The organism is Sporosarcina pasadenensis (assembly GCF_047228845.1).
Taxonomy (GTDB): domain Bacteria; phylum Bacillota; class Bacilli; order Bacillales_A; family Planococcaceae; genus Sporosarcina.
In genome coordinates this window covers 149,698-162,721 of record NZ_JBFEGM010000006.1, presented here as the reverse complement: position 1 = coordinate 162,721, position 13,024 = coordinate 149,698, and the positions used below count along the sequence as shown (strand labels likewise).

The window sequence follows — 13,024 nt, the reverse complement described above, 5'->3', positions numbered from 1 at the left end:
ATAATTTTCAATCAGACTGTTTGATCTTCAGCCATGAGATTCAATGCATCTGTCGGTTGCATATCATCGTCATCATCAAGATCACGCATTTCGATTTCTTCAAATTCTTCCGTTAGCATCTTCACGTCCAAACCAAGGCTCTGAAGTTCTTTGATCAATACTTTGAACGATTCAGGAACGCCCGGTTGAGGAACGCTTTGACCTTTGACGATCGCTTCGTACGTTTTCACGCGGCCGACAACGTCATCTGATTTGACGGTAAGGATTTCTTGCAATGTATAAGCAGCACCATAAGCTTCAAGTGCCCACACTTCCATCTCCCCGAAACGCTGTCCACCGAATTGGGCTTTTCCTCCAAGCGGCTGTTGCGTAACGAGCGAGTACGGTCCAGTCGAACGAGCATGGAGCTTGTCGTCGACCATGTGCGCAAGCTTGATCAAGTACATGACGCCGACAGATACGCGGCTATCAAACGGTTCTCCTGAACGGCCATCATAAAGGATTGTCTTTCCGTCACGGTTCATGCCCGCTTCTTCCATTGTCGTCCAGACATCTTCTTCATTCGCACCGTCAAATACCGGTGAAGCCATGTGGACACCCAAATTCCGGGCAGCCATTCCTAGATGCATTTCCAATACCTGTCCGATGTTCATACGAGATGGTACCCCAAGCGGGTTCAACATGACATCGATCGGCGTGCCGTCTGGAAGATATGGCATATCCGATTCAGGCAGGATGCGTGAAATAACCCCTTTGTTACCGTGTCGTCCAGCCATCTTATCCCCTACGGAGATTTTACGCTTCTGTACGATGTACGCACGTACGAGCTGATTGACGCCCGGCGGCAATTCGTCCCCATCTTCACGATTGAACACTTTTACATCAAGAACAATACCGCCTGCTCCGTGAGGAACACGTAAGGAAGTGTCTCGCACTTCACGGGCCTTTTCGCCGAAGATTGCATGAAGGAGTCTTTCCTCAGCTGTCAGTTCAGTAACCCCTTTAGGTGTCACTTTTCCGACGAGGATGTCGCCATCGCGAACTTCTGCACCGATACGGATGATACCGCGATCGTCTAGGTTGCGAAGCGCTTCTTCTCCGACGTTCGGGATGTCCCTCGTAATTTCTTCAGGTCCGAGTTTCGTGTCCCTTGCTTCTGATTCATACTCTTCGATATGGATCGATGTAAACACATCATCCTTCACGAGTCGTTCACTCATGATGATGGCATCTTCATAGTTGTAACCGTCCCACGTCATGAAGGCAGTGAGGACGTTACGGCCCAAAGCAAGTTCCCCTTTATCCATCGAAGGTCCGTCTGCTAGGATATCGCGTGGTTTTACACGATCTCCGACGCTGACGATCGGACGTTGGTTATAGCAAGTCCCTTGGTTGGAGCGGATGAAGTTATCAAGTCTGTAAATCGTCAAGTCGCCTTTCACTTCTTTGCCATCGACCGTTTCAATACGGCGGACACGGATTTCCTTCGCTTCTACGTGCTCGACAATTCCGTGATATTTCGCAATTACCGCAGCTCCGGAGTCACGTGCTGACACATGTTCCATTCCAGTGCCGACGAACGGGGCTTCTGGATTTAACAAAGGTACCGCTTGACGTTGCATGTTCGCACCCATTAGGGCACGGTTGGAGTCATCGTTTTCAAGGAACGGGATACAAGCAGTCGCTGCAGAGACGACTTGTTTTGGAGATACGTCCATATAGTCGATTTGCTCACGCTTGAATACTGTATTATCCCCTTGGAAACGTCCGACAACTTCTTCGTTGACGTAGGAACCGTCTTCATTAAGCGGCGCGTTCGCCTGTGCAACGACGTAGTTATCCTCGATATCCGCAGTCAAATAGTCGATTTGGTGAGTGACTCGCCCAGTTTCAGGGTCAACCTTCCGATAAGGAGTTTCAATGAAACCGAACTTGTTCACTCTCGCAAACGTAGAAAGGGAGTTGATCAATCCGATGTTCGGACCTTCCGGCGTTTCAATCGGACACATGCGTCCATAGTGGGAATAGTGAACGTCACGGACTTCCATGCCCGCACGCTCCCTTGTCAATCCGCCTGGTCCGAGTGCTGACAGACGTCGCTTATGCGTCAATTCGGCAAGCGGATTCGTCTGATCCATGAATTGAGAAAGCTGTGAGCTACCAAAGAATTCCTTGATGGAAGCGATGACCGGTCTGATATTGATCAATTGCTGAGGTACGATCGATTGAGTGTCGTTGATGGACATACGTTCTTTAACGACACGTTCCATACGAGATAAACCGATCCGGAATTGGTTTTGCAGCAATTCGCCAACCGAACGTAAACGACGATTTCCGAGATGGTCGATATCATCCGTATTTCCGACTCCATGGAGCAAGTTGAAGAAATAGCTGATGGAAGCGACGATATCTGCAGGTGTCACATTTTTCACCGACTCATCGATGCTCGCATTCGAGATGACATTGATCACTTGCTTCTCTTCACTCTTCGGAGCGTAGATTTTGATCGTCTGGATCGTAATGTTTTCATCCAGAACCCCACCGACATGTGTTACTTCCTGGATGCCAACCCCTTTTTCAAGGTGAGGCAATAGGCGGTCCAATGTCCTACGGTCGATCATTTGATCCTTCTCAAGTAGAATTTCACCTGTTTCAGGGTCTGCAAGCGTTTCTGCAACCGTTTGATTGAACAGACGGTTTTGCAGATGAAGCTTTTTGTTCATTTTATACCGCCCGACATTCGCCAAATCGTACCTTTTCGGGTCGAAGAAGCGGGAGTATAGCAGGCTCTTCGCGCTATCCAATGTAGGCGGTTCGCCAGGACGAAGGCGTTCATAGATTTCAAGCAAAGCCTTTTCCGAAGTTTCCGTGTTATCCTTTTCGAGCGTATTTCTCAAGTACTCGTTGTCTCCGATCAAATCGATGATTTCTTGATCCGTCGAAAACCCGAGTGCACGGAGAAGAACGGTAATTGGCAATTTACGGGTACGATCGATCCGGACGTGGACAACATCTTTTGCGTCCGTTTCATACTCGAGCCACGCACCGCGGTTCGGAATGACAGTCGCAGCAAATCCACGCTTTCCGTTCTTGTCTGTCTTATCGTTGAAGTAGACGCTCGGAGATCGGACGAGCTGGGATACGATGACCCTTTCCGCACCATTGATGATGAACGTCCCGTTTTCTGTCATAAGTGGGAAGTCGCCCATGAAAACGTCCTGTTCCTTCACTTCTTCCGTTTCTTTGTTATGCAAGCGCACTTTTACGCGGAGCGGAGCTGCATACGTAACGTCACGCTCTTTCGATTCATCAACAGGGTATTTCGGTTCACCAAGTTGATAATCAATGAATTCCAAAGAAAGATTACCTGTGAAATCCTGGATTGGAGAAATATCACGGAACATTTCCCGCAATCCTTCTTCCAAGAACCACTCATAAGATGCCGTCTGGATTTCAATCAAATTCGGCAGCTCGAGAACTTCATTGATCCGCGCGAAACTCCTGCGCTGACGGTGTTGACCATACTGAACTAAATGACCTGTCAACTCTTTCACCCCTCAAAACAATATTAGTCCTTTGCGAAATCATAAAAATAGTGTATGATATCGAAAAAACAAAAAGAAAACGAGTTCTGGCAAGAGCTCATTTTCGGTTTAACAATCTTTATCCATTGCCAGTATGCCTTAGTTTTCCAAAACTTATGCAAAAGGGCACACGACCGCATTATATTATTTATGCATTTTACAATACTAGCACAAGAAGATTCTCACGTCAAGATTTTTCGGGATTTAAGTATAAAATATCCTTTTTTCTTATCCACAGTTTCTACATTTCCGAAAATCTCCGTTAAATGCGCTATTGTCGAAGGAGCTCCTTGTTTCTTCTGAATGACGACCCACAGTTCTCCACCGGCAGCCAATTTGGAAAAAGCACCATCGTAGATTTTGAATACCGTCTCTTTTCCTGCCCGGATAGGAGGGTTCGTCAATATCGCAGCGAAACCTTCCGCCTCCACAGCCGACAATGCATCGCTCGGGTAAACCGACACATTCTTTATGCCGTTTAGTTCTGCGTTTTTGCTTGCCAGCGCCATCGCCCTTTCGTTGACATCGACCATTTGAACGTTCCGGTCCGGAAAAGATGCGGCGATCGATAATCCGATTGGTCCATATCCACAGCCGACATCCAACACGTCACCTGCTACGGTAGGCATAGCGAATGACTCCGCTAACAGACGGGAACCAAAATCCACTTCCCCTTTACTGAATACGCCTGCATCTGTCTTGAAACGCAGCCGGTTGTTACGCAATGTAACTTGCCATTCCTTCGGATCGCTTTTCACCGTTGGATTTTTAGAGTAGTAATGTTCAGCCATACTAATTCTCCTTCCTCCCGAAAGGTTACCCATTTTTCCTTGTAGATAAAAAAACGAAGAAAAGCCCGTCCAGTTTGACGAGCCTTTCTTCATTATTCAATGATTACTTAACTTCTACGCCAGCGCCAACTTCTTCAAGTTTCGCTTTCATTTCTTCAGCTTCTTCTTTAGAAACGCCTTCTTTGATTGCTTTAGGAGCGTTATCAACTACTTCTTTCGCTTCTTTCAAGCCTAGGCCAGTGATTTCGCGAACAACTTTGATAACTTTGATTTTTTGATCTCCAGCAGATGCAAGAACTACGTCAAATTCAGTTTGCTCAGCAGCAGCTTCACCAGCACCTGCTCCGCCAACCATTGCAACTGGAGCTGCAGCAGTTACGCCGAATTCTTCTTCGATTGCTTTTACAAGGTCGTTCAAATCAAGAACTGTCATTTCTTTAATCGCGTCAAGGATTTGTTCTTTAGTCATTATATTTTCCTCCTAGATAGGTTTTGTTTTGTCGGGGATTACCCCGCATTTTTTTGTCGTTCAGGCCACTTGAGTAAACTTAAGCGCCTTGTTCCTCTTTTTGCTCTGCAACAGCTTTTGTTGCAAGCGCGAAGTTGCGCATTGGAGCTTGTAGAACGCTGAGTAGCATGGAAAGAAGTCCTTCGCGTGATGGAAGTTCCGCCAATGCTTTGACATCTTCAACAGAAGCGACGTTTCCTTCGATCACGCCTGCTTTGATTTCAAGCTTGTCGTTCTTCTTAGCGAAGTCGTTAAGGATTTTAGCAGGAGCAATAACATCTTCTGTCGAGAATGCGATTGCGTTCGGACCTACCAAATGCTCACTCAACCCTTCAAGTCCAGCCGCTTCAGCAGCACGGCGTGACATTGAGTTTTTGTAAACTTTGAAGTCGATGCCTGCTTCACGAAGCTGTTTACGAAGTTCCGTTACTTGGCTCACGTTAAGACCACGATAGTCGACTACGACAACGGAAACCGATGATTTCAATTTGCTTGAGATCTCTTCAACTACCGCTTGTTTAGCTTCTAATACTTTGCTCATCTTGACACCTCCTGTAAGAATTCGGGTCATTTATACCGATATGAAAAGCCCTCGCAATCCACAAAGTAGACCACGAGGGCTGAAAAGTCGTCATCTTTTACATAAAAGAGCGTCTTGTCCTCGGCAGGATGATTAAGCTGATACGCCCCTGCTGTCTACGGTACAAATGATTTAGTTTGCAACAAACGAAATCTTACTATAAGATTTCAAGCTTGTCAACGTTTTTATTTTACAACTACAGTTGACGGATCAACTTTAACCGCAGGACCCATTGTAGTAGTGATATTCACTGACTTCATGTAAGTTCCTTTAGCTGCAGCTGGTTTCGCTTTTTGGATCGTTTCAAAAACAGTTTGGAAGTTTTCTTCAAGCTTTTCGTTATCGAAAGAAGCTTTTCCGATTGGAGCGTGGATGATACCAGCTTTGTCCGCACGGTATTCAACTTTACCTGCTTTGATTTCTGCAACAGCTTTAGCAACATCAAATGTTACTGTACCTGTTTTAGGGTTTGGCATTAAGCCTTTTGGTCCTAACACACGACCAATTTTACCAACTTCGCCCATCATGTCTGGAGTCGCAACGATAACATCGAAGTCGAACCATCCTTGTTGGATTTTAGTGATGTATTCTGCATCACCAACGAAGTCTGCACCTGCAGCTTCCGCTTCTTTCAACTTTTCGCCTTTTGCGAAAACAAGAACGCGTTGAGTTTTACCAGTTCCGTTTGGAAGCACTACTGCTCCACGGATTTGTTGATCGTTTTTACGAGTGTCGATTCCAAGACGGAATGCGACTTCAACAGTTGCGTCAAAGTTGACCGTGCTTGTTTTCTTTGCAAGCTCGATCGCTTCTTTATAGTCATACACTTGTGTGCGATCTACAAGTTTTGCCGCCTCAGTGAATTTTTTACCTCTTTTAGCCATTATAAATTTCCTCCTCGTTTGTGGTTTTAACGGATTGAACCTCCCACGAATAAGGGTTGCGTGTTCCAAGGAACAGCAACCCCCACTACAAAGAACCGCGCCATGGTGTTATCGCAATCAGTCTTCGATTGTGATTCCCATACTGCGTGCAGTACCTTCAACCATTGCCATCGCCGCTTCAACCGATGCTGCGTTTAGATCCTGCATCTTTTGTTCTGCAATTTCGCGAACTTTATCACGTTTTACAGTAGCTACCTTCTTTTTGTTAGGTTCGCCTGAACCTTTTTGAAGATTAGCTGCAACTTTCAGCAATACTGCTGCTGGTGGAGTTTTTGTAATAAATGTGAATGAACGGTCCTCAAATACAGTTATTTCAACAGGAATGATTAGACCTGCTTGATCCGCTGTACGTGCGTTGAAATCTTTACAGAAGCCCATGATGTTAACGCCAGCTTGACCTAGTGCCGGTCCAACCGGTGGAGCTGGGTTAGCTTTACCTGCAGGGATTTGCAATTTAACGATTTTGGTTACTTTTTTAGCCACGAGACACACCTCCTTAAGTCCGTGATGTGGTAATTGGGTTGCCCCTCCCACTCAATATGTGCCTGCCGGTTTGATCCGGTAGAATTTAGTTAATCCGTCCAGTCTGTTCTGTTTACAGTCTGACCTTTGAAATGATACCACTATTATGCGCTTCTTGCAAGTAGTAATCTCTTAAATTTTTTCAACTTGTTCAAAGTCAAGTTCCATAATCGTCTCTCTGCCGAACATGTCGACGGACACTCGGACTTTGCCTTTGTCCTGATCGATTTCTTCCACTTTTCCTTGGAAGTGCGCGAACGGTCCTTCAAGCACTTCGATCACTTCGCCAACTTCGAAGTCAGCTTCGACTTTCCGTTCTTTCATGCCCATCTGTTTGAGGATGAAATCGACTTCTTCCGGCAAGAGCGGTGTTGGTTTCGCCCCTCCGCCAGATGACCCGATGAAGCCCGTCACGCCTGGCGTGTTACGGACGACATACCAAGAATCGTCTGTCATGATTAGTTCCACAAGGACGTATCCAGGGAATGTCTTTTTCATAACTGTCCGTTTCTTGCCATCTTTGAAGTCCGTTTCTTGCTCTTCAGGGATGACGACACGGAATATTTTATCTTGCATACCCATCGTCTCGACACGTTTTTCAAGGTTGGCTTTCACCTTATTTTCATAACCTGAATACGTGTGGACGACGTACCAATTTTTCTCCATTTCCATAATGACGTAGGACTTTGTGTCCGTCCCTCCTTTTAAGATCTTACTAATAAATTCCCCGTATATAAGCCGATTAGTCTCTATAAATTTCCGAGAAATGAAAAAACCCGTTCATGTGACAAGACGGGATATTTTTCAACAAGGATATTCACGCTGTCCTATTATAACGCAAGATACCATTCCATGACTTCTGAAATGCCCAAATCGACGAGACCGAAATAAACCGCCATGAAGACGACTGTACTGATAACGACAATCGTATAACGTGTCAATTCTTTCCGTTTCGGCCAGCTGACCTTCCGCATTTCAGAGACGACATCTTTTAAAAAGCCGGTTACCTTACCCATTCAATCGTAGACCTCCGAACACTAAGTATATTACTGCAACTAGATTGTTTGTTTATGTTCTGTATGTTCATTGCATTGATTGCAAAACTTTTTCACTGTGAACCGGACCGTCGTCTGTTTGTTCCCCGCAGGGATGACATAATTTCTTGACCCGCAGCGATCACAGCATAAAATCAGTTTTTTAGACATTTTTTCACCTTGAACTTCCGTCGTGCAACTATTCTCGACAGTCTAAGTACACAGTCATTGCCTTGCTAAAGAGTACCACCTAATATTCATGATGTCAACACGATGGAAATTGATTGGCAACACCTTTCGGACATGCTTTAATGCACGACATCCACTTGCATATGCCGTTCAAGTTTCCGCTTGATGCGTTGCAGCGCATTGTCCACGGATTTTACTTGCCGGTTTAGTTCATCCGATATTTCCTGATAGGACTGACCTTCCAGATAGAGTGATAGGACCTGTTTTTCAAGTCCACTCAACACTTTGTTGATTTCCCCCTCCATATGGATGAAGTCCTCCTTATGGATCATCAAATCTTCTGGGTCATCGATTACAGACCCGGAAATGACATCAAGCAAAGTGCGGTCAGATTCCTCATCGAACACAGGCTTGTCCAGCGATACTGACGTATTCAGCGGAATATGCTTCTGCCTTGTCGCCGTCTTGATGGCCGTGATGATTTGTCTTGTGATGCATAGCTCCGCAAATGCCCGGAATGAAGCAAGCCGATCCATCCTGAAATCGCGGATCGCTTTGTAGAGGCCGATCATCCCTTCTTGAATGATATCCTCCCGGTCGCCGCCCATCATGAAATATGAGCGCGCTTTCATTTTAACAAAAGATTGATATTTGGTAATAAGGAAATCTAGCGCGTCCGTGCTGCCCTCATGAATACGAACTAAAAGCTCTTCATCGGATAGCCCGGTGAAATCAGATGTACCCCCTTGAACGTATACATTTCCCGCCAATCACCACACCCCGATTCGTTATTGCCATTTCAATCAGTATACCGTATGGAAAAATTTTGCGTCAACCGTTCATTTCATTCCGCGCCGCCATTTTTCAAATATTTCTGCCACCTCGTCGGACAATTGAATCTTGGAAAACGGTCGGTCCTCTTGGATTTCCTTCACTTTTTTCGTAATCAATTTATCGATTTCATTCATTTCAATTTCCAGCTCGCGAGCCGATTTGCGGAGGGCGCCTTGCGCAAAAATGACCCATTGCTCCGTTAGATCGGATGTGGCCACATGAATTTGGACCCGGCGCCCGCTCAGCTCCGATACCATTTTTTCGATGCGTTCATCGGCGGTTTCATTTTCACGGGTGAAAACGACTTCGACTTTATGCTTCCAGTCCTTCTTTTCAATTCCGCGCATCAAGTGCGCATCGAACAAGATGATGACACGCCAGCCTGTATGCGCCTTATATTCGGCCATCCTTTCGATGAGCCGGTCACGGGCTTCCGCTAGATTTTCAAGCTTCAATTTCCGCAATTCCGGCCATGCCCCGATGATGTTGTATCCATCGACGAGCAAAATATCCTTTTTCATGACCCCGGCGTTTGGGGGTTGCGTTTGCGTAACACTTCATACATGAGCAAGGACGCGGCGACAGAAGCATTCAATGATGTCACATGCCCGACCATCGGCAAATGATAAAGGAAGTCGCACTTCTCCTTTAAAATGCGGGACATTCCCTTCCCTTCGCTGCCAATGATGATGGCGAGAGGCAATGTTGCATCCATCGAGCGGTAGTCTTGCGAGCCTTGGGCGTCAGTCCCTGCAATCCAGACACCCGCCTTCTTCAATTCCTCCACCGTTTGCGAGAGATTGTTCACGCGGACGACAGGTATATGCTCAATTGCTCCCGTCGATGCTTTTGCGACGACTCCCGTCAAGCCGACCGAACGCCTCTTCGGGATGATGATGCCATGCACGCCCGAAGCATCCGCCGTCCGTAAGATCGAGCCAAGATTATGCGGATCTTCCAATTCGTCAAGGATGAGGAAGAAGGGATCCTCACCACGATTTTTCGCAACTGCAAACAAATCATCCAGCTCCGCATATGAATAGGCGGCAACCGAGGCGATGATGCCTTGATGGTTCACGTCAAGCATTCCGTCCAGTTTCTGTTTCGGCACCGCTTGGACGACGATTCCCGATTGTTTTGCAAGCGACAAAATCTCCCCGATGCTTTTTTTATTCAACCCTTCGGCAATCCAGATCTTATTCAGTTCCCTGCCGGAACGAAGTGCTTCCACGACTGGGTTTTTGCCGCCGATCAATTCTGATTCCTGATTTGTCATGATGCACCCTCCTCATTCGGATTTTCGATGAACTGCATTGTCCTGCCTATGATTTCCCCTACCCGTTCGTTTCTGCCTAACAAATATAGGTATCCGAGTACCGCCTCGAATGCCGAGCTATAGTTATAAGTAACGACATCGGTGTTCTTCGGGACCGACCCCGATTTCGCATTCCGCCCGCGGCGCAGGACCGCTTCCTCCTCTTCGGTGAGGAAGCCGGTTTCCTGCATCATCTTGACAGCCGATGCCTGGGCTTTTGCGGATACATACCGGGTCGCCTCCTTATGAAGGGTGTTCGGCTTCACGCGGCCCGAGCGCAGCAAATGTTCACGGACCGCCTGCTCGTAAACCGCGTCCCCCATATAGGCGAGGGCAAGTGCGTTCAGCTGTTTCACGTCCACGTCACGCAATGTATATACGCCGCTCATCCTCTTTTCCACCGCGTGCCTTGAGCGGTATCCTCCAGGATGATCCCTTTTTCTTTCAAAAGATCCCTAATTTCGTCTGCACGGCTGAAATTCCGTTCCCGGCGGGCAGTCAAGCGCTCCTCGATCAGCCCTTCGATTTCATCATCCAACAGCTCTTCCCCGCCGAATGGCAAGCCGAGCACTTCCATCAGTCGGTCAAATGCGGTAATGAAATATTCGAGTACGGCTGTTTGCGTATTCTTCTCCAACAAATATACGTTGGCAGTTTTCACGAGTTCGAACACAGCGGCAATGGCATTCGCAGTATTGAAATCATCGTCCATTGCGCTTTCAAATTGAAGGACTGCCTCATCCACTTTATGTGTCCATATATCTTGTTGGTCGCCCAAATCAGCAGACGTACTTAAACGGTGTTTCAAGTTGTTATACGCCGTTTGGATGCGGTCCAAACCATTTGCCGCGCTTTCAACAAGGTCTTGCGAGAAATTCACCGGATGACGGTAATGCACGGACAGCATAAAGAAACGAAGCACTTTCGGATCGATCTGCTTGCGAATATCGTGGACGAGAATGAAATTCCCGAGCGACTTCGACATCTTTTCATTATCGATATTTATATAGCCATTATGCATCCAGTATCGCGCGAACTGCTTCCCGGTCATCGCCTCGGACTGCGCAATTTCATTTTCATGATGTGGGAATGTCAAATCCTGACCACCCGCATGGATGTCGATCGTATCACCTAAATGCTCTCTCGCCATGACAGAGCACTCGATATGCCAGCCAGGTCTGCCGGGACCCCACGGGCTATCCCAAGCGATTTCCCCTTCCTTCGCCGCTTTCCATAACGCGAAGTCGAGAGAATTTTCTTTAATGCCGCTTGCTTCGATGCGCGCACCGACTTTCAGCTCATCAACCGACTGATGGGACAGCTTGCCGTAGCCTTCGAATTTGCGCGTCCTGTAATATACATCGCCCTGCGCTTCGTAGGCGTAGCCTTTATCTACAAGCACTTGAATGAATGCGACGATGTCATCGATATGCTCCGTCACCCGTGGATGGGCGTCCGCCTTACCGCAACCTAGTGCTCCGACGTCCTCGAAATAGGCGTTGATGAAGCGTTCTGTCAACTCCCCGACCTCTTCGCCAAGCTCGTTAGCCGTATTGATGATTTTGTCATCAACATCCGTAAAGTTAGATACATAATTGACGTCGAAACCACGATATTGCAAATAGCGGCGTACTGTGTCAAATACGATGACCGGTCTCGCATTGCCGATATGAATGTAGTTGTAAACGGTAGGTCCGCACACATACATCTTCACTTTCCCTTCCTCTAGTGGGATGAAAGGCTCCTTCTTCCGTGTCAATGTATTATAAATTTGAATACTCATCGGTTTTCCCTTCCTTCTCAAGTTCTTCTATCCGTCTCTTCAGTAATGCGATTTCCGCTTCCAGTCGGTTGCACGTATCCTCCACAGGGTCCGGCAAGTTGCGATGGTCATGCTTATCTCTCACCCGTACGCCGTTCGTCACGACGACCTTGCCCGGAATACCGACGACAGTTGAATCGGCCGGAACATCGATCAGAACGACCGATCCTGCACCAATCTTGCTGTTTTCACCGATTGTAATGGAGCCGAGCACCTTCGCCCCAGAAGCGACGAGCACATTATTGCCAAGCGTCGGGTGTCGCTTCCCTTTTTCTTTGCCCGTTCCCCCCAACGTCACACCTTGGTATAACGTCACATCGTCGCCGATCTCACAAGTCTCGCCAATGACAATCCCCATGCCGTGGTCAATGAATAGGCGCCTGCCGATCGTCGCACCAGGATGGATTTCGATGCCTGTGAAAAAACGGCTGATCTGCGAAATGAGCCTCGCAAGAAACAGGAAGTTTTTTTTATAGAGAGCATGCGCAATCCGGTGCGCCCATACCGCATGAAGGCCGGAGTACGTAAGTACCACCTCAAACGTGCTGCGCGCTGCAGGATCTTGTTCAAAAATGCAACGGATGTCTTCCTTCATCCTACGAAACACTGTTTTCGCCCCCTGTTCTTAATTTTTGATTCAATGCAAAAAGCGCCCCTGTCTACAACTAGACAGAGACGCATTGAATGCGCGGTTCCACTCCGCTTGAAAGGAGTTTGATCCCTTTCCGCTTGACGCCTATAACGCCGGCGATGCGTCCGGCCTACTTCTTCGTTCGGCACGGCGCTCAAAGGTGCATTTCCACATCGCAGAGGCACGGATCACTTGCAGCCGGTGATGATCCTCTCTGAAGAGCATGAGATGTGTACTTCTCCTTATCAAAGCTTTCGTTCTTTTAAATGA

General features: G+C 47.2%; 15 protein-coding genes and 2 other annotated features. All 15 genes read right to left on the bottom strand.

The genetic code is table 11. The features are described 5' to 3' along the window. Window positions 1–11: 11 nt before the first annotated feature. Window positions 12–3,554, bottom strand: a complete 3,543-nt coding sequence (gene rpoB, locus AB1K89_RS10215; protein WP_413054663.1) for a DNA-directed RNA polymerase subunit beta — start codon at window positions 3,552–3,554, stop codon at window positions 12–14. A 212-nt stretch (window positions 3,555–3,766) separates the two neighbouring features. Continuing rightward, window positions 3,767–4,375, bottom strand: coding sequence for a class I SAM-dependent methyltransferase (locus AB1K89_RS10210; protein ID WP_413054662.1), 609 nt, complete (start codon window positions 4,373–4,375; stop codon window positions 3,767–3,769). 103 nt (window positions 4,376–4,478) lie between these two features. Further along, the gene (gene rplL / locus AB1K89_RS10205; protein WP_413054661.1) at window positions 4,479–4,844 is read right to left on the bottom strand and encodes a 50S ribosomal protein L7/L12; all 366 of its coding nucleotides are present in this window, start codon (window positions 4,842–4,844) and stop codon (window positions 4,479–4,481) included. Window positions 4,845–4,923: 79 nt separating this feature from the next. Continuing rightward, a complete protein-coding gene (rplJ, locus tag AB1K89_RS10200) occupies window positions 4,924–5,424 on the bottom strand; it encodes a 50S ribosomal protein L10 (protein ID WP_413054660.1) in 501 nt (166 codons plus the stop codon). A 32-nt stretch (window positions 5,425–5,456) separates the two neighbouring features. Next, window positions 5,457–5,603 (bottom strand) — a sequence feature (ribosomal protein L10 leader region). 45 nt (window positions 5,604–5,648) lie between these two features. Beyond that, the gene (gene rplA, locus AB1K89_RS10195; RefSeq protein WP_413054659.1) at window positions 5,649–6,347 is read right to left on the bottom strand and encodes a 50S ribosomal protein L1; all 699 of its coding nucleotides are present in this window, start codon (window positions 6,345–6,347) and stop codon (window positions 5,649–5,651) included. A 117-nt stretch (window positions 6,348–6,464) separates the two neighbouring features. Further along, on the bottom strand, window positions 6,465–6,890 hold the full coding sequence (rplK, locus tag AB1K89_RS10190) for a 50S ribosomal protein L11 (RefSeq protein ID WP_060203386.1): 426 nt from the start codon (window positions 6,888–6,890) through the stop codon (window positions 6,465–6,467). 171 nt (window positions 6,891–7,061) lie between these two features. Next, the gene (nusG, locus tag AB1K89_RS10185) at window positions 7,062–7,595 is read right to left on the bottom strand and encodes a transcription termination/antitermination protein NusG (RefSeq protein ID WP_413054658.1); all 534 of its coding nucleotides are present in this window, start codon (window positions 7,593–7,595) and stop codon (window positions 7,062–7,064) included. Window positions 7,596–7,759: 164 nt separating this feature from the next. Next, on the bottom strand, window positions 7,760–7,945 hold the full coding sequence (gene secE, locus AB1K89_RS10180; protein WP_413054657.1) for a preprotein translocase subunit SecE: 186 nt from the start codon (window positions 7,943–7,945) through the stop codon (window positions 7,760–7,762). A 39-nt stretch (window positions 7,946–7,984) separates the two neighbouring features. Continuing rightward, window positions 7,985–8,134: a 50S ribosomal protein L33 gene (rpmG, locus tag AB1K89_RS10175; RefSeq protein WP_251695529.1), complete on the bottom strand. Its 150-nt coding sequence runs from the start codon at window positions 8,132–8,134 to the stop codon at window positions 7,985–7,987. 137 nt (window positions 8,135–8,271) lie between these two features. Continuing rightward, a complete protein-coding gene (sigH, locus tag AB1K89_RS10170; protein ID WP_413054656.1) occupies window positions 8,272–8,922 on the bottom strand; it encodes an RNA polymerase sporulation sigma factor SigH in 651 nt (216 codons plus the stop codon). 69 nt (window positions 8,923–8,991) lie between these two features. After that, the gene (locus AB1K89_RS10165) at window positions 8,992–9,507 is read right to left on the bottom strand and encodes an NYN domain-containing protein (RefSeq protein WP_413054655.1); all 516 of its coding nucleotides are present in this window, start codon (window positions 9,505–9,507) and stop codon (window positions 8,992–8,994) included. Continuing rightward, window positions 9,504–10,262 carry a 23S rRNA (guanosine(2251)-2'-O)-methyltransferase RlmB gene (rlmB, locus tag AB1K89_RS10160; RefSeq protein ID WP_413054654.1) on the bottom strand — a complete coding sequence of 253 codons (759 nt, stop codon included), beginning with the start codon at window positions 10,260–10,262 and terminating at the stop codon, window positions 9,504–9,506. Before rlmB ends, AB1K89_RS10165 begins: the two co-directional genes overlap by 4 nt. Next, window positions 10,259–10,690: a Mini-ribonuclease 3 gene (locus AB1K89_RS10155; protein WP_252504730.1), complete on the bottom strand. Its 432-nt coding sequence runs from the start codon at window positions 10,688–10,690 to the stop codon at window positions 10,259–10,261. The genes rlmB and AB1K89_RS10155 overlap by 4 nt, the downstream gene beginning before the upstream one ends. Continuing rightward, window positions 10,687–12,084, bottom strand: coding sequence for a cysteine--tRNA ligase (gene cysS / locus AB1K89_RS10150; protein ID WP_413054653.1), 1,398 nt, complete (start codon window positions 12,082–12,084; stop codon window positions 10,687–10,689). Before cysS ends, AB1K89_RS10155 begins: the two co-directional genes overlap by 4 nt. Then, window positions 12,065–12,730: a serine O-acetyltransferase gene (gene cysE / locus AB1K89_RS10145; RefSeq protein ID WP_252504732.1), complete on the bottom strand. Its 666-nt coding sequence runs from the start codon at window positions 12,728–12,730 to the stop codon at window positions 12,065–12,067. The genes cysS and cysE overlap by 20 nt, the downstream gene beginning before the upstream one ends. 61 nt (window positions 12,731–12,791) lie before the next feature. After that, window positions 12,792–13,012 (bottom strand) — a binding site (T-box leader). Between the last annotated feature and the right edge of the window lie 12 nt (window positions 13,013–13,024).